The organism is Pseudomonas mercuritolerans, assembly GCF_025706525.1.
GTDB lineage: Bacteria > Pseudomonadota > Gammaproteobacteria > Pseudomonadales > Pseudomonadaceae > Aquipseudomonas > Aquipseudomonas mercuritolerans.
On record NZ_JAMSHA010000001.1, the window covers coordinates 644,411 to 661,123 of the forward strand.

A 16,713-nucleotide genomic window follows, 5' to 3' on the forward strand; every position below is an offset into this window, starting at 1 on the left:
CCATGCGTTCTCTAACCTTCCACCTGAAAATCCTGATCGCCGTGCTGGTGCTGCTGGGCGTTTCGGTTACGGCCTATCAGATTTTCGTGCTCGGCATCCCGGTGACCGAAGACGCCACCGACGACCTGTGGAACATCGACGCCAAGGTCGAGTTCGTCGCCAGCACCAAGGATCCGGTAAAGATCCAGATGTTCGTGCCGCCGTTGAGCCGCGATTACGTCAGTCTCAACGAAAGCTTCATCTCCAATAACTACGGCGTAGCGGTGAACCGCATCGACGGCAACCGCAAGGTGACCTGGTCGGCCCGTCGCGCCAAGGGCAACCAGACGCTGTATTACCGTCTGGTGCTGACCAAGCGCTACACCGCGGAAAAATCCAAGGTCAAAGGCCCGACCTTCCGTGACAGCATGGTCATCGAAGGCCCGGAAAAAATCGCCGCCGAAGCCCTGCTCGCGCCGATCCGCCAACACTCGGCCGACGTCGAAACCTTTATTGGCGAGGCGATCAAGCGCGTCAACAATGTCAACGACGATAACGTCAAATTGCTGCTGGCCGGCGATCCGTCGACTTCGCACAAAGCCAAGATCGTCGAACTGCTGCTGTCCATCGCCCACGTCCCGGTGGAAAAAGTCCACACCATCCGCCTCGTCGCCGATCAGCCACAGACACCCGAACTGTGGCTGCGCAGCTTCAACGGCAACGACTGGCTGTACTTCAACCCGGAAACCGGTGAGCAAGGCCTGCCGACCGACCGCCTGCTGTGGTGGACCGGCGATGAAAACCTGATCACCGTCGACGGCGGCAAGAAAGCCAACGTGACCTTCAGCCTGAACAACAGCGAGATGAACGCGATTCGTCTGGCCAAGCTGACCGACGAAAACACTGACGCCAACTTCCTCGATTACTCGCTGTACGGCTTGCCGCTGCAGACCCAGCAGACCTTCATGATCATGGTGATGATCCCGATCGGCGTGCTGGTGATCCTGATCCTGCGCAACCTGATCGGCCTGCAGACCCTGGGCACATTCACCCCGGTGCTGATCGCCCTCGCCTTCCGCGAAACGCAGCTGGGCTTCGGCATTCTGCTGTTCACGGTGATCACCGCGCTGGGCCTGTCGCTGCGCTCGTATCTCGAACATCTGAAGCTGCAAATGCTGCCGCGCCTGTCGGTGGTGCTGACGTTCGTGGTGGTGTTGATTGCGGCAATCAGTCTGTTCAGCCACAAGCTTGGCCTTGAGCGTGGCTTGTCGGTGGCGCTGTTCCCGATGGTGATTCTGACCATGACCATCGAACGCCTGTCGATTACTTGGGAAGAACGCGGCGCCAACCATGCGCTGAAAGTCGCGATCGGCACGCTGTTCGCCGCCTCCCTGGCGCACCTGATCATGACCGTGCCGGAGTTGGTGTACTTCGTGTTTACCTTCCCGGCGATCCTGCTGATTCTGGTCGGTTTCATGCTGGCGATGGGTCGCTATCGCGGCTACCGCTTGACCGAATTGGTGCGTTTCAAGGCCTTCCTGAAGAAGGCTGACGCCTGATGTTCGGTTTCTGGAAGACCTGGAAGGCCCTCGAGGCGCGCGGCATCATGGGCATCAACCGCCGCAACGCGGACTACGTGCTCAAGTACAACAAGCGCAGCCTGTACCCGATCGTCGATGACAAGATCCTTACCAAGGAACGCGCCATTGCCGCCGGCATTCACGTGCCGGAGCTGTACGGGGTGATCTCCACCGAGAAGGAAATCGACAAGCTCGACGAGATCATCGGCGGGCGCAGCGACTTCGTGATCAAACCGGCGCAGGGCGCGGGTGGCGATGGCATCATCGTCATCGCCGACCGCTTCGAAGGCCGTTATCGCACGGTGTCGGGCAAGATCCTCGCCCACGAAGAGCTGGAGCATCACATCTCCAGCATCCTCACCGGCCTGTACTCGCTGGGCGGCCACCGCGACCGCGCGCTGATCGAATACCGTGTGACCCCGGACCAGATATTCAAGAGCATCAGTTACGAAGGCGTGCCGGACATCCGCATCATCGTGCTGATGGGTTACCCGGTGATGGCGATGTTGCGTCTGCCGACCCGTCAGTCCGGCGGCAAGGCCAACCTGCACCAGGGCGCCATTGGCGTCGGAGTCGATCTCGCCACCGGCCTTACGCTGCGCGGCACCTGGCTGAACAACATCATCACCAAACACCCCGACACCACCAACGCGGTGGATGGCGTGCAACTGCCCTACTGGGACGGTTTCATGAAACTCGCCGCCGGCTGCTATGAGCTGTGCGGGCTGGGTTATATCGGTGTGGACATGGTGCTCGATCAGGAAAAGGGTCCGTTGATTCTCGAACTGAATGCGCGGCCGGGGCTGAACATCCAGATCGCCAACGATTGCGGCCTGACCTTGCGTACCCATGCGGTTGAAGCGCGGCTGGAAGAGCTGAAGGCGCGTGGCGTTAAGGAATCGGTAGAAGAGCGGGTGGCGTTTACTCAGGAAATGTTTGGGCATATTCCTGCGGTCGAGGGCTGATCCAGAATCGAGTCGCGGCCTTCGCGAGCAGGCTCGCTCCCACATTGGAATGCAATCCCCTGTGGGAGCGAGCCTGCTCGCGAAAGCGGACTTGCTGCCAACACGAGCCTCAAGCCTGCCGCCCATCTGCCAATCGCCGACATCCCCTCTAGGAGCAATTCCCGCAGAGGACTACAATCCCCACCCCGCCTCAACGGCCGATCTGCCCCGCCCATGTTGACCTGCTCCGTACACCCACTGCCCTACCGCGCCAATCCCGCCGACTATTTCGCGGCCATTCGCAATGCCCCCGGCGCCGTGCTGCTCGACAGTGGCCGGCCGAGCGCTGAACGCGGCCGATATGACTTGCTCAGCGCCTGGCCGCTGGAACAACTGGCGGTGTTGCCGGAGGAAAGCGGCGCGCACCTTCTGCAGCGCCTGCGTGACCACCTCAGCCGCTTGGGCGAAGCGCAGTTGCCCGCCGGATCCGAATTGCCGTTCGCCGGCGGATTGATCGGCTATTTGAGCTACGACTTCGGCCGGCATCTGGAAAACCTGCCAAGTCAGGCGCTGGATGACCTGCAACTGCCCGATGCGCGTTTTGGCCTGTACGACTGGGCGCTGATCAGCGATCACCACGGGCAAACCAGCCAATTGGTCTTTCATCCAACGCTTGTCGACAGTGAACGGCAGCGATTGGTCGCGCTGTTCACTCAGCCTCAAGTTAACGCGCTGGCGCCCTTCAAACTCAACGCCCCCATGGCCGCTGATCTCTCGGCCGACGATTACCGTCAGGCCTTCGAACGCATTCAGGACTACATCCAGGCCGGCGACTGCTATCAGGTCAACTTCGCGCAACGCTTTCGTGCTGAATGCCAGGGCGATCCGTGGCTGGCTTACTGCGCTTTGCGTCAGGCCTGCCCGACGCCGTTCTCCGGGTTCCAGAGCCTGCCCGACGGCGGCGCAGTGCTGAGCCTGTCACCGGAACGTTTCGTCAGAGTCAGCCAGCGCCAAGTCGAAACCCGTCCGATCAAGGGCACCCGCCCCCGTGGCGTCACCCCAGCCGAAGACGCCGCCAACGCCGCCGAACTGCTGGCCAGCCCCAAGGATCGCGCGGAAAACCTGATGATCGTCGACCTGCTGCGCAACGATCTCGGGCGCACCTGCCGCATCGGCTCGGTGCGGGTGCCGGAGTTGTTCAGCCTGGAAAGCTATCCGAACGTGCATCACCTGGTCAGCAGCGTGACCGGTGAACTGGCGACGGATCGTGATGCGCTCGACCTGATCGCTGGCAGTTTCCCCGGCGGCTCAATCACCGGCGCACCGAAGATTCGGGCGATGCAGATCATCGACGAGCTGGAGCCAACCCGGCGCGGTCTGTATTGCGGCTCGTTGCTGTATCTGGACGTACGCGGCGAGATGGACAGCTCCATCGCCATTCGCAGTCTGTTGGTCAAGGATGGCCAGGTGTGCTGCTGGGGCGGCGGCGGGATCGTCGCCGATTCGGACTGGCAGGCGGAGTATCAGGAGTCGATGACCAAAGTGCGGATCCTGCTCGATACCCTGCAGAACCTCTAAAAACTTCGCGAGCAGGCTCGCTCCCACAGGGAAATGCATTCCAATGTGGGAGCGAGCCTGCTCGCGAAGACGTCCTTCCAGGCGACTACAAACTCAACTCTCTATTAGAGGCCTTGAGAAATTCCTGCTTCAGCTCTTCAAACGTATGCACCGCCGGGAACTGCGGAAACTCGCGAATCACGTTATCCGGCGCATGGAACAGAATCCCCGCATCCGCCTCGCCGAGCATGGTCGTGTCGTTGTACGAATCCCCCGCCGCGATCACCCGGTAGTACAGACTCTTGAACGCCAGCACCGACTGGCGCTTGGGATCTTTCTGACGCAGTTGATAGCCGGTCACCCGACCGCTTTCGTCAGTGATCAAGCGATGGCAGAGCAAGGTCGGGAAGCCCAGCTGGCGCATCAGCGGCTGCGAGAATTCATAAAAAGTGTCCGAGAGAATCACCACCTGAAAGCGCTCGCGCAGCCAGTTGACGAACTCCACCGCGCCGTCCAGCGGTTTCAGTGTGGCGATCACTTCCTGAATATCCGAGAGCTTGAGGCCGTGCTCATCGAGGATGCGCAGACGCTGCTTCATCAATACGTCGTAGTCGGGAATGTCCCGGGTGGTGGCCTTGAGGGAGTCGATTCCGGTTTTTTCGGCGAAGGCGATCCAGATTTCCGGTACCAGTACCCCTTCAAGATCCAGGCAAGCAATTTCCACAAGACACTCCCGTTTGTAGTGATTATTTGAGTCAAGCGAGGCCGAACTCTAGCGTTTGCACCCGAGGCGCGCAACGCAGAGGACGCCCCGGGCGCGGCAGCTTTTTGTTACCATCGGCCCCCTATAGAGCGCCCGAGCGCCATTGACCTGTAGGAAGCCGCCCTGATGAGCCCAACGTTTGACGTCGTGGAACTCGCCACGACCTATGCCAACAAATCCGCCCAGGACATCCTCAAGCTCGCCTTCGCCGAGTTCGGCGATGACTTGTGGATATCTTTCAGCGGCGCCGAGGACGTGGTGCTGGTGGACATGGCGTGGAAGCTGAACAAGAACGTCAAAGTGTTCAGCCTCGACACCGGCCGCCTGCATCCGGAGACCTACCGTTTCATCGAGCAGGTGCGCGAGCATTACCAGATCGATATTGAAATCGTCTCGCCGGACTACACGAAACTCGAACCGTTCGTGAAGGAAAAAGGCTTGTTCAGTTTCTACAAAGATGGCCACGGCGAATGCTGCGGCATCCGCAAGATCGAACCGCTGCGGCGCAAGCTGTCCGACGTCAAAGCCTGGGCCACCGGCCAGCGCCGCGATCAGAGCCCGGGCACCCGCAGCGCTGTGGCGGTGCTGGAAATCGACACGGCGTTCTCGACACCGGAACGCACCCTGTACAAGTTCAATCCGCTGGCGCAGATGACCAGCGAGGAGATCTGGGGTTACATCCGCATGCTCGAACTGCCCTATAACAGCTTGCACGAGCGCGGTTTCATCAGCATCGGCTGCGAACCCTGCACCCGCCCGGTGCTGCCGAACCAGCACGAGCGCGAAGGCCGCTGGTGGTGGGAAGAAGCCACGCAGAAAGAATGCGGGCTACATGCCGGGAATATCATCAGCAAGAGCAAGGTTTGATCCCCCATTTATAGAAAGACCTGTGGGAGCGAGCCTGCTCGCGATAGCGCCGTTCCAGTCAACGTTTCAGTTGCCTGATCCACCGCATTCGCGAGCAGGCTCGCTCCCACATTGATATGTGCCAGGCACATAAAAGGTGTACACAAGGTTGTCACCATCGGTGCCATTTATGTGTGCACTTTCAATTCTGACGCCCTGAAAAGTTACACTCTCCAGCAGAATCCCCATCCGCTTGCCTCTCTGCAAACTCCCTCCCCTGAAAAAAATTCCTGCCCGATCGATCAATTTATATCGCCTGTTTTTCAGCCACTTATGCCGCATTGATAACTATTCGAAATGAGCCCTGGCGCTTATAGATTGGCAACTGGCACAAATCTGGCTTTATCGCATACATGTTTTGTATACAAAACTGCAAAGCATGCACACTTTCGATCCGCAAGCCTGAAGCGCCCTATCCCGTACAGGCTGCAGATGCCCCGTAACCAGTGATGTTTTCACCGCCGCGACGAAGATTTGTCGAGCCTGAGCGCTCATGCACAGTCATCGCGGTGGCGAACGTCAGGAGCCTGCCGGAATGCGTACAAGTCTTTCGAATAACATCGCGCTGAATCTGCCCTCCTCCACGCTCGATCAACCGTTGCCCGATGACGGACTGAGCGAGCCGCTGCAACTGAGCCCGCGTCTGCACAACAGCGATCTGGCGCCGACCAAAGCCGAAGGGCGACGCTGGGGCCAGTACAGCATCTTCGCCCTGTGGACGAATGATGTGCACAACATCGCCAACTACTCGTTCGCCATCGGCCTGTATGCGTTGGGCCTGGGTGGCTGGCAGATTCTGTTGTCGCTGGGGATCGGCGCGGCGCTGGTGTACTTTTTCATGAATCTGTCGGGTTACATGGGGCAGAAAACCGGGGTGCCGTTTCCGGTGATCAGCCGGATCAGTTTCGGCATTCACGGTGCGCAAATTCCTGCGTTGATCAGGGCGGTTATCGCCATCGCCTGGTTCGGTATCCAGACGTACCTCGCCTCGGTGGTATTCCGCGTCTTGCTGACTGCCGTGCATCCGGGCTTCGCTGAATACGATCACAACTCGATTCTGGGACTGTCGAGCCTGGGCTGGGTGTGCTTTGTAGCAATCTGGCTGGTGCAACTGGCGATTCTCGCCTACGGCATGGAGATGGTGCGCCGTTACGAGGCGTTTGCCGGGCCGGTGATTCTGCTGACCGTTGCCGCTCTCGCCGGGTGGATGTACTTCCAGGCCAACGCGACCATTGCCTGGTCGATCCGCGAGCCGCTGACCGGTGGCGAGATGTGGCGCAACATCTTCGCCGGCGGCGCGTTGTGGCTGGCGATCTACGGCACGCTGATCCTCAACTTCTGCGACTTCGCCCGTTCTTCGCCGTGCCGCAAAACCATCAAGGTAGGAAATTTCTGGGGCTTGCCGGTGAACATTCTGGTATTCGCCGCGATTACCGTGCTGCTGTGTGGCGCGCAGTTCCAGATCAACGGGCGAATCATCGAAAGCCCGACCGAGATCATCGCCTCGATCCCCAACACATTCTTTCTGGTGCTCGGCTGCCTGGCTTTTCTGATCGTCACCGTCGCAGTGAACATCATGGCCAACTTCGTCGCCCCGGCGTTCGTCCTCAGCAACCTGGCGCCGAAGTACCTGACCTTCCGCCGCGCCGGGTTGATCAGCGCGACCATTGCCGTGCTGATCCTTCCGTGGAACCTCTACAACAGCCCGCTGGTGATCGTGTATTTCCTGTCGGGCCTCGGCGCCCTGCTCGGCCCGCTGTACGGGGTGATCATGGTCGACTACTGGCTGATCCGCAAAGGCCGGATCAACGTGCCGCAGCTCTACAGCGAAGACCCCAACGGCGCTTATTACTACAGCCGCGGCATCAATTTCCGCGCAGTGGCGGCGTTTATTCCTGCAGCGCTGATCGCCATCGTCCTGGCATTGGTGCCCGGTTTCCACAGCGTCTCGCCGTTCTCCTGGCTGATCGGTGCCGGTATCGCCGGCATGCTTTACCTGATCATCGCCAAACGCCAGACGCATTACGCCGAAGTCAGCGGCGAATGCATCGCTATGGATAACGTCAGCCACTGATCCCTTCGCGGCCCGGTTTTCGGGCCGCACCACTGCCCGCAATAAGGATTTTCCATGCGTATTCTCGTGGTCAACGTCAACACCACCGAATCCATCACCGACGCCATCGCCCGCTCGGCGCAGGCCGTCGCTTCACCCGGTACCGAAATCGTCGGCCTGACCCCGTACTTCGGCGCCGAATCGATTGAAGGCAATTTCGAAAGCTACCTGGCCGCCATCGCCGTTATGGATCGGGTGATGGCTTACGACCAACCCTTCGATGCGGTGATTCAGGCCGGCTACGGCGAACATGGCCGCGAAGGCTTGCAGGAACTGCTCAACGTGCCAGTGGTAGATATCACTGATGCGGCGGCCAGCACCGCGATGTTCCTCGGCCATGCCTACTCGGTGGTGACCACACTGGATCGCACCGTGCCGCTGATCGAGGATCGGCTGAAATTGTCCGGTCTGTGGGATCGCTGCGCCTCGGTGCGCGCCAGTGGTCTGGCGGTTCTGGAGCTGGAACATGAACCGCAGCGCGCACTGGAAGCGATCGTGCAGCAGGCCGAACTGGCGGTGACCCATGACAAGGCCGAGGTGATTTGCCTGGGCTGCGGCGGCATGGCCGGGCTGGATGAACAGATCCGTCGGCGCACCGGCGTGCCGGTGGTGGATGGCGTGACGGCGGCGGTGACGATTGCCGAATCGCTGGTGCGCTTGAAGTTGTCGACGTCGAAGGTGCGCACCTATGCGACGCCACGGCCGAAGAACATTATTGGCTGGGCGGAGCGCTTTGCTCGATAGACCGAGTTATCGTGCATCGCGAGCAGGCTCACTCCTACATTTGGAATGCGTACCCCTGTGGGAGCGAGCCTGCTCGCGAATGCAAACGACTCGGTCCCAAGCCTTACTTAGATGGCACTAAACCGCCGCCCCAATCCCTGCTCAGCAAAATGCTCAATCACAAAGTCCACAAACGCCCGGGTCTTGCCCGGCAACAATTTGTGCTCGGCGTAATAGATCGAAATGTTGCCGTCATCGACAAACCAGTCCGGCAGCACTCGCTGTAACGTCCCTGTTTGAAGATACGGGACCGCAAACGGCATGCTCACCAGCGCAATGCCCAAACCTTGCATCGCCGTCGCGCACGCCGCCTCGGAATCACTCATGGTCATCCTCGCCCGCAACGTTAGCGGACTGTGTTGCTGATCGCGATGAGTCAGTTGCCAGGAACGCACGCGCCCGGTCTGCGGTGAGCGAATCAGAATGCCGTCGTGTTGCTTGAGGTCATCGGGATGGCTGATCGGCGCATGTTTTTGCAGATAGTCCTCCGATGCCACCAACACCCGATGTGCCGGCGTCAGCCTGCGCGCAACCACGCCTTGCGGCAGTTCAAAGCCGCCGCCAATCGCCGCGTCGAAGCCCTGCCCGATCAGGTCGACCTGACGGTTATCGAAATGCCAGTCCGGGTTGATCGCCGGATAGCGCCGCAGAAACTCACCGAGCAGCGGCACGATATACAGACGGCCGAACACCGTGCCCATGCTGACTTTCAGCGTGCCGGCCGGTTGCCCACCGGCACTGGCCAGATTGGCCACGGCATTCTGGATGGTGGTCAGGCTGGCGCTGACTTCACTCAAAAACAGCTGCCCCGCTTCGGTCAGGGTCAGGCTGCGTGTACTACGCTGGAACAGCCGCACGCCGAGCCGCGCCTCCAGTTTCGCCACGCTTTTGCCCACCGCGGCCGGGGTCAGGCTCAAGCGTCGCGCAGCTTCGGCAAAGCTGCCGACTTCGGCGCTGCGCACAAAGCATTCGATACTGCTGAACGTTTCCATGATCGCCACTATAAACTTCTGGTTTACACAGACTATAGCAATCATGGTCTACCCGGTTGTCGATGCCACGCCGATACTCGGCACCAACACCAAGGCATTCCGCCTTGAACACTTGGAGATCGAACATGACCACTCAACACCTCAGCGGCAAAGTCGCTCTGATTCAAGGCGGTTCGCGCGGCATCGGCGCGGCCATCGTCAAACGTCTGGCCGCTGAAGGCGCCGCCGTCGCTTTCACTTACGTCAGCTCCGCCGCCAAAGCCGAAGAACTGCAGAACAGCATCACTGGCAACGGCGGCAAAGCCCTGGCGATCAAGGCTGACAGCGCCGATGCCGGCGCGATTCGCCACGCCGTCAGCGCCACCGTCGAAGCGTTTGGCCGGCTGGACATTCTGGTCAACAACGCCGGCGTGCTGGCCATCGCGCCGCTGGAAGATTTCAAACTCGAAGATTTCGATCAGACTTTGGCCATCAACGTGCGCAGCGTGTTCATTGCGTCCCAGGAAGCAGCGAAACACATGGGCGAAGGCTCGCGGATCATTAACATCGGCAGCACCAACGCCGACCGCATGCCCTTCGGCGGTGGCGGCGTGTACGCGATGAGCAAATCGGCACTGGTCGGCCTGACCAAAGGCCTGGCCCGCGACCTCGGCCCACGCGGCATCACCATCAACAACGTGCAACCTGGCCCGGTCGACACCGACATGAACCCGGCCCATGGCGAATTCGCCGACAGCCTGATTCCGCTGATGGCCGTCGGTCGTTACGGCACCGCCGATGAAATCGCCAGCTTCGTCGCCTATCTGGCCGGGCCGGAAGCCGGCTACATCACTGGCGCCAGCCTGACCATCGACGGTGGTTTCGGCGCCTGACAGATCGGCAAGAAAAAACGCCGCCCTTCTTTATAGGAAGGGCGGCGTTTTTGTGTCGACGGTCAAGCCAGTTCCAGCGTCGGCAGGCCAAAGGCGCTGGGCATAAATGCTTTCAGCGAACGAATAATGCCGTCAGCGTGAGCATATTTCTCATCGGCCATCGCTGCGTCGGGGATGGCGATTGCGGTCATGCCTGCCGCCTTCGCCGCAGTGACGCCAAACGGCGAGTCCTCGAACACCAGACAATCCTTAGGTGCAACGCCCAGGCGCCGGGCAGCGGTGAGGAAGATGTCCGGCGCCGGTTTGGCCGCGCCGACTTCCGGATCGTCCGCCGTGACGATGAAATCGAACAGCGCAAACCACTCACGGTGCAAGGTGGTTTTCTGCCCGAACGACTGGCGCGACGAACTGGTGCCGACTGCGATCGGGATGTTGTGCGCCTTGAGGTGACGCACCAGCGCTTCGGCCCCCGGCATCGCCTGCGCCTTGGGGAAACGCTCGCGCATCAGCGGCTCGCGGATCTGCAGAAATTCTTCCGGAGTGATCGGTAACTCCAGCGCCTGCACCACGTAATTGGCCAGGTCATTGGCACCGCGACCAATGATGTTTTGTTTGACGCTCCAGTCGAAGGTTTTCCCGTAGCGCCCGGCAATCAGCGAGGTGACCTCGGTGTAAATGCCCTCGGTGTCGAGCAGCAAACCGTCCATATCGAAAATCACAGCCTTGATCGGGCCGAACGTCTTCAGCGGTGCATTCATCATCGGATCCGTTAACAAAGACATCCCGGGCGACAGGCAACGTGCCGCAACGCGGATCTGATTAATGGGTTCAGCAGCATAGCGAGGCCGATGGACATTGAGCAACGGGCAATGCCATCGACGCCTTTTCGCATTTAGCGAAAACTCCTACAGACACTGCCTACTTCCCCGACTTCTTTCCTTTTTGATCCCCCGCAAAGTCCGCGCTCCTGTTTCTTCATATGCGCGAGCGACTGCGAATGTTTCAACCCGATCGGCTCCTGGCCCTGAACAACAGCATCGGACTGCTGGTAGTAGCCGCCCTGAATCCCCGGCAGCCAGATTTCGAAGCGCTGATCGATGAGTTCCGCCTGTGCCTGAACCACTACGACGCCTGGGCGGAGCAATTCTGGAGCGGGACGGCGCTGGACATCGAGCAAGTGTTCAAGGTTGGCAATGACGTGCAACTGAGCGCGCCCATCACCTCGCGCGCCCCCATCAGTTCATCGGTGGTCATGTGTTCGGCCAGCGGTCCGTTGACCTTGGTGCACATGTTTGAAGCGGCGCGCTTTGTGCCGATCGGCGACACCCCGGTGACCCTCGAACCGCTACTCAGCGAAGTCGACGGCGTACAGACCTTCGGCCAGCCGCTGCGCCACACCATCGGCCCGAGCGGGATCCTCGAGGTGACCGATTGCATGCGCGGCCAGCGCTACCGCGTCACTTTCTTTCCCGATGTTTCTACCGACCATGTCCGCACCCTGTATGCCTCATATGAAGGCGTCATTGCCGGTCTTGAAGGTTGGCTGCGCGGCGAATGGACGGGCTTTCAGCCGCAATGGACGGAGTTTTCCAGCGCCGGTTTTCTTGATCGTTACGGGCAGTTGCAGCGGGCCGATTGGCGCGGTCTGGAAAAAGCTTTGAACGGGGTTTGGGACGACATCCAGCAACTGTTTGCTCTCCTCGCCGATCTGCAGGAGCACAGTGCAAAGCTCCTGGAATACCTGAGCGAAGTTGAACTTGAGGCGCTGCTGGCGGCGTCCAGCGAGGCGATTGCCAACGCCTTGTTGATGCTCAGCGACGAGCCGTTGCTGTTCATTCATCTGGCTGCTTTCACCAGTTGGCTGAAGATGCTGCCGCCGCAATACCTCGCCGAAGTGGTGGCCGAAGTTCGCACCGAGTTGCTCATCAGCTTTCTGTTGATGCGCGTGGCGGGCGGGGCCGGCGTATCGCTACGTTTGAGCAGCAAGGTCCTGGCGAAAATCAAGTCGCCACGGGCGCGGGAATGGCTGGCCGCGTCAGCCTTGCGTCTGGCTGAGCTGACTTCAACGCCGGAACTCAAGCAGCACGCGAGCACGCTGAAGCCGCTGATGTTTCATGCGCGCGAGGTGGAGCTGAAGCCGACTCCATCGATTCCGCTGAACATTCGCCAGGCCGACGCGGTGGTGCTCCGCGTGCCGAATCCGGCGCCACTCGCGCGGGAAAAATCCCAAGGCATGGCGCGTCTTGAGCGCCACGAGCCCCACGACGACGCCCCCGACCAGGCAAAAAACCCCAACGGCGATGCCGCCGATTGCGTGCCCAACACCTGCAAGAACGGCTGCCCGGTGTCGATGGTCACCGGCGAAGAACTGCTGACCCTGACCGACGCGGTGCTCGACGGCGTGCTGCCCTTCGAGTTCACCCGCTTGTACCGCAGCAGCGCGGTCGAGATCGATATCGGCCTGGGTTTCGGCTGGAGCCATACGCTCGCCCATCGGCTGGCCTTCGACAGCGATGGCGTGATCTGGATCGATCACGAGAACCGCCGCACTCGTTTTCCCCTGCCCAACGTCGCGCGCCCGGCGATCCACAACAGCCTGTCGCGAGCGGCGATCTTTCTCGGTGATGAGCCGGAAGAACTGATTCTGGCTCTGGCCGGCGACAGCGCGCGGTTCTATCACTTTCGCGCCGGCCGGCTGACCGCAATCAGCGATGTCTACGGTAATCGTCTGACCCTGCAACGCGATCGCTCCGACCGCATTCAGCGCCTGGACAACGGCGCCGGCCGCGCCCTGCTGTTGCGTTATGACCGCACGCAACTAGTGGCGGTCGATTACCAAGTTTTTGTTCAGGGCGAGTGGACCACCGAGCAGAACCTCGCCACCTACAGCTTCGATGCGCGGCAACGCCTGTTGATCGCGACCAACGCAGTCGGCGACAGCGAGCGCTACGACTACGACGACCACCACGTCATCCTCCAGCGCCAGTTGACCGGCGGCGCGAGCTTTTTCTGGGAGTGGCAGCGCGAAGGCAAAGCCGCCCGCTGCGTGAGGCACTGGGCTTCGTTCTCGCAGATGAACACCCGTTACGTCTGGAACGATGACGACGCCAGCGTGACCGTGCATTACGTCGACGGTACCGAAGAAGTCTACGTCCACGACGAGCGCGCGCGGCTGGTGCGCCAGGTCGCGGCGGATGGCGGCGAGCAGCTCAAGGCTTATGACCAGCAGGGCCGGTTGATCGCCGAGCAGGATGCATTGGGCGCGGTCACCGAATACCGCTACGACGAACTCGGACGGCTGATCGCGCTGATTCCGCCGGACGATGCGTCAACGTCCTACGAGTACCGCAACGGTTTTCTCTACAAGCGTTGCCGTGGTGATGCGGTGTGGATCTATCGACGCAACGCTGAAGGCGCCGTCACCGAAGCGGTCGATCCCGACGGCCAGGTCACGCATTACTACTACAACCTGCGCGGGCAGTTGCTGTCGCTGCGCTATCCGGACAGCAGCCGCCACCGCTGGGTGTGGAACGAGCTCGGTCAGCTCATCGAAGAAACCCTGCCCGACGGCGGTGTGCGGCGCTTTTCCTACGATGCGCTGGGCCGGCGGATTACCACTCAGGACGAATTTGGTGTTGTCAGTCGTCAGCAGTGGGACACCGCCGGCCGACTGATCCTGACGACTTCTCCTACGGGAAGCACGCGCGCCTACAGCTATGGCGCCTACGGCCAGATCACCGCTGAGCGCGATGAACTCGGGCGCATCACCCGCTATGAATATGACGATGATCTGCACCTGGTCTCGCGGCGCATCAACCCCGACGGCACCCGCGTGCAGTACCGCTACGACCATGCGCGGTTGCTGCTGACCGAGATTGAAAACGAATCGGGTGAAAAGTACCGACTGGATTACACGCCGACCGGATTGATCCGACAGGAAACCGGGTTTGATGGGCGCCGGACTGCGTATGCCTATGACCTCAACGGGCACCTGCTGGAAAAGACTGAGTTTGGTGATTTCGGCCCCAGTCTGGTTACCCAATACGAGCGCGACAGGGCCGGGCGTTTGCTCGTCAAAACCCTGCCAGACGGGATCAAAGTCCGCTACGACTACGACCGCCTCGGTCGATTGGTTGCCGTCGATGACGGCCAGAACCATCCGCTGGCCTTCGAGTACGACCGTCAGGATCGCTTGATCACCGAGCATCAGGGCTGGGGCACCTTGCGCTACGCCTATGACGCCTGCGGCCAGCTCAAACGCCTGCGCCTGCCGGACAACAGCAAGCTCGACTATCACTACGCCAAGGGCGGTGCGCTGAGCGCTATCGACCTCAACGGCACGCCGCTCACGCGCCACGTCTACCACTGCGGTCGCGAACAGCAACGCCAGCAGGGTCTGCTGCTCAGCGAATATTCCTACGACGATCAGGGCCGCTTGCTCGCCCACGCTGTAGGCCATCGCCACGCCTCGCTGTACCGCCGCGATTATGCCTACAGCGCCAACGGCAATCTCGAGCACATCGCCGACAGTCGGCACGGCCAGCGCACCTACGGCTACGACGCCCTCGACCGGCTGATCCGCGTACGCCACTCGCGCGACGAACTGCCCGAATCCTTCGCCCACGACCCGGCCGGCAACCTGCTGATGCAGGACCGCCCCGGTCCCGCGCAAATCAAAGGCAATCGCCTGCTGATGCAAGGCGACCGCCATTACGACTACGACGCCTTCGGCAACCTGATCCGCGAACGCCGTGGCCACGGCCAGACCCTGGTCACCGAATACCGCTACGACTGCCAGCACCGCCTGATCGGCCTGACCCGCCCCGACGGCCAGACCGCCACTTATCAATACGACGCCGTCGGACGGCGCATCCGCAAAACTGTGGATGGCGCCGTCACCGAATTCTTCTGGCAAGGCGAGCACCTCGTCGCGGAAAGCAGCGCCAGCCAATACCGCAGCTTCCTCTACGAACCCGGCACCTTCCGCCCACTGGCGATGCTCGACGGCAAAGGCCCGAAAAAGGCCTGCCCGTTCTACTACCAACTCGACCACCTCGGCACCCCGCAGGAACTCACCGACTACAGCGGCGAAATCGTCTGGTCCGCGCAATACGACGCCTACGGCAAAGTCGCCGCCGTCACCCTCGCCGGCGAAGACTATCTGGATCAACCGCTGCGCTTTCAGGGGCAGTATTTCGATGCGGAAAGCGGCCTGCACTACAACCGGCATCGGTATTACGACCCTAGGTTAGGGCGGTATCTGACCCCGGACCCGGTGAAGCTCGCGGGTGGGTTGAATCAGTACCAGTACGTGCCGAATCCGACGGGGTGGGTGGATCCGTTGGGGTTGAACTCCAATTGCCCGCCGCCGAAGAAGCCTGGGTGTGAGGTTCCGGGTGGGATTGGTGCGGCTAAAGTTGATGAGGGGGAGCCGGATGTACCGGCCATTGCTCACGATATAGATCCACAAACTTTGAAAAGAGTACATACAATCGAGGGAAAGACCTCAACCAAGACAGTCGAGGACTATAAAAGCCAAATGCGTAACGGATACGACTCAGTGGAACCTATCGACGTCATAGAACATGACGGGAATTTATACATTCTGGACGGACACCATCGCGCAGCAGCTGCACGGCAAACTTCGACCAATGTGACAATCAGACTCATAACCGATCTCATAAAATACGACAGAACTCTAAACAGCATTGAAGATGTACTAGAGTCAGCAAACAACGTAGGTTTAGACAGATTGGAGCATCGCAGAAGAAGATGAGTGAACAAAGTGAAACTTTGGAAATCCTGATAAATGATTTTATCGCTATGGTTGAGTCCAGCACTCTGGTATTTGAGAAAAAATTTGGCACTCGAGATATTCGACGGCTTTGGCGCACCAAGGCAATAAAGCGATGCGGGAGGGTCACCCGAGGCGTTAAATATGAATTGCATGGCATTGGCTGCCGAATCAACTTATCGACCGGAAGTGTAGATTTTAACTATGGCCCTAATGGTGAAATCAATGGATTTGATGTTTGGCGCCTTTACAACTTCGCTCGCGAGAGACCATCAAAGTATAAAAAATATTGCGACAAAAAAATTATCGAAAAAGAGTTAGAAGAATATATAAATCTAAAAAAAATAAAAAAATTGTCAGCCATAAGTAACCTATATGTATTAGCCGACTCAAAAGAAATCGATTAGACTTCACCACAAAAAGGGCCTGC

Annotated in this window: 12 protein-coding genes; 9 read left to right on the plus strand and 3 right to left on the minus strand. The window is 59.9% G+C overall.

What is annotated here, in order from left to right:
• The first annotated feature begins 2 nt into the window (after nucleotides 1-2).
• From rloB to pabB, 3 genes are all read left to right on the plus strand, one after another.
• The gene (rloB, locus tag ND528_RS02850) at nucleotides 3-1,538 is read left to right on the plus strand and encodes an osmotic stress tolerance membrane protein RloB (RefSeq protein WP_016773818.1); all 1,536 of its coding nucleotides are present in this window, start codon (nucleotides 3-5) and stop codon (nucleotides 1,536-1,538) included.
• The gene (locus ND528_RS02855) at nucleotides 1,538-2,524 is read left to right on the plus strand and encodes an alpha-L-glutamate ligase-like protein (protein ID WP_016773817.1); all 987 of its coding nucleotides are present in this window, start codon (nucleotides 1,538-1,540) and stop codon (nucleotides 2,522-2,524) included. Before rloB ends, ND528_RS02855 begins: the two co-directional genes overlap by 1 nt.
• Before the next feature lie 213 nt (nucleotides 2,525-2,737).
• Nucleotides 2,738-4,081: an aminodeoxychorismate synthase component I gene (gene pabB, locus ND528_RS02860; protein WP_137215834.1), complete on the plus strand. Its 1,344-nt coding sequence runs from the start codon at nucleotides 2,738-2,740 to the stop codon at nucleotides 4,079-4,081.
• 85 nt (nucleotides 4,082-4,166) lie between these two features.
• Here the strand turns inward: pabB and thrH are convergent, their stop codons facing one another.
• Nucleotides 4,167-4,784: a bifunctional phosphoserine phosphatase/homoserine phosphotransferase ThrH gene (gene thrH, locus ND528_RS02865; protein WP_016773816.1), complete on the minus strand. Its 618-nt coding sequence runs from the start codon at nucleotides 4,782-4,784 to the stop codon at nucleotides 4,167-4,169.
• Between the two features lie 165 nt (nucleotides 4,785-4,949).
• Between thrH and ND528_RS02870 the strand changes: the two genes are divergently transcribed.
• The 3 genes from ND528_RS02870 (at nucleotide 4,950) to ND528_RS02880 (ending at nucleotide 8,586) form a co-directional block, all read left to right on the plus strand.
• Entirely contained in the window at nucleotides 4,950-5,690 is a 741-nt protein-coding gene (locus ND528_RS02870) for a phosphoadenylyl-sulfate reductase (RefSeq protein WP_073473953.1), read from the plus strand.
• A 574-nt stretch (nucleotides 5,691-6,264) separates the two neighbouring features.
• The gene (locus tag ND528_RS02875) at nucleotides 6,265-7,803 is read left to right on the plus strand and encodes an NCS1 family nucleobase:cation symporter-1 (protein ID WP_263469631.1); all 1,539 of its coding nucleotides are present in this window, start codon (nucleotides 6,265-6,267) and stop codon (nucleotides 7,801-7,803) included.
• Nucleotides 7,804-7,857: 54 nt separating this feature from the next.
• Entirely contained in the window at nucleotides 7,858-8,586 is a 729-nt protein-coding gene (locus tag ND528_RS02880) for an aspartate/glutamate racemase family protein (protein ID WP_263469632.1), read from the plus strand.
• Between the two features lie 107 nt (nucleotides 8,587-8,693).
• On the opposite strand, the gene ND528_RS02885 is transcribed toward ND528_RS02880, so the two are convergent.
• On the minus strand, nucleotides 8,694-9,617 hold the full coding sequence (locus tag ND528_RS02885) for a LysR family transcriptional regulator (RefSeq protein ID WP_263469633.1): 924 nt from the start codon (nucleotides 9,615-9,617) through the stop codon (nucleotides 8,694-8,696).
• Nucleotides 9,618-9,742: 125 nt separating this feature from the next.
• Between ND528_RS02885 and ND528_RS02890 the strand changes: the two genes are divergently transcribed.
• The gene (locus ND528_RS02890) at nucleotides 9,743-10,489 is read left to right on the plus strand and encodes a 3-oxoacyl-ACP reductase family protein (RefSeq protein WP_016773811.1); all 747 of its coding nucleotides are present in this window, start codon (nucleotides 9,743-9,745) and stop codon (nucleotides 10,487-10,489) included.
• 62 nt (nucleotides 10,490-10,551) lie between these two features.
• Here the strand turns inward: ND528_RS02890 and ND528_RS02895 are convergent, their stop codons facing one another.
• Entirely contained in the window at nucleotides 10,552-11,247 is a 696-nt protein-coding gene (locus tag ND528_RS02895; protein WP_122705851.1) for an HAD-IA family hydrolase, read from the minus strand.
• A 239-nt stretch (nucleotides 11,248-11,486) separates the two neighbouring features.
• Here ND528_RS02895 and ND528_RS02900 point away from each other — a divergent pair, with 239 nt between their 5' ends.
• Nucleotides 11,487-16,265, plus strand: coding sequence for an RHS repeat-associated core domain-containing protein (locus ND528_RS02900; RefSeq protein ID WP_263469634.1), 4,779 nt, complete (start codon nucleotides 11,487-11,489; stop codon nucleotides 16,263-16,265).
• On the plus strand, nucleotides 16,262-16,690 hold the full coding sequence (locus ND528_RS02905; RefSeq protein WP_263469635.1) for a DUF6896 domain-containing protein: 429 nt from the start codon (nucleotides 16,262-16,264) through the stop codon (nucleotides 16,688-16,690). The genes ND528_RS02900 and ND528_RS02905 overlap by 4 nt, the downstream gene beginning before the upstream one ends.
• Nucleotides 16,691-16,713 lie beyond the last annotated feature (23 nt).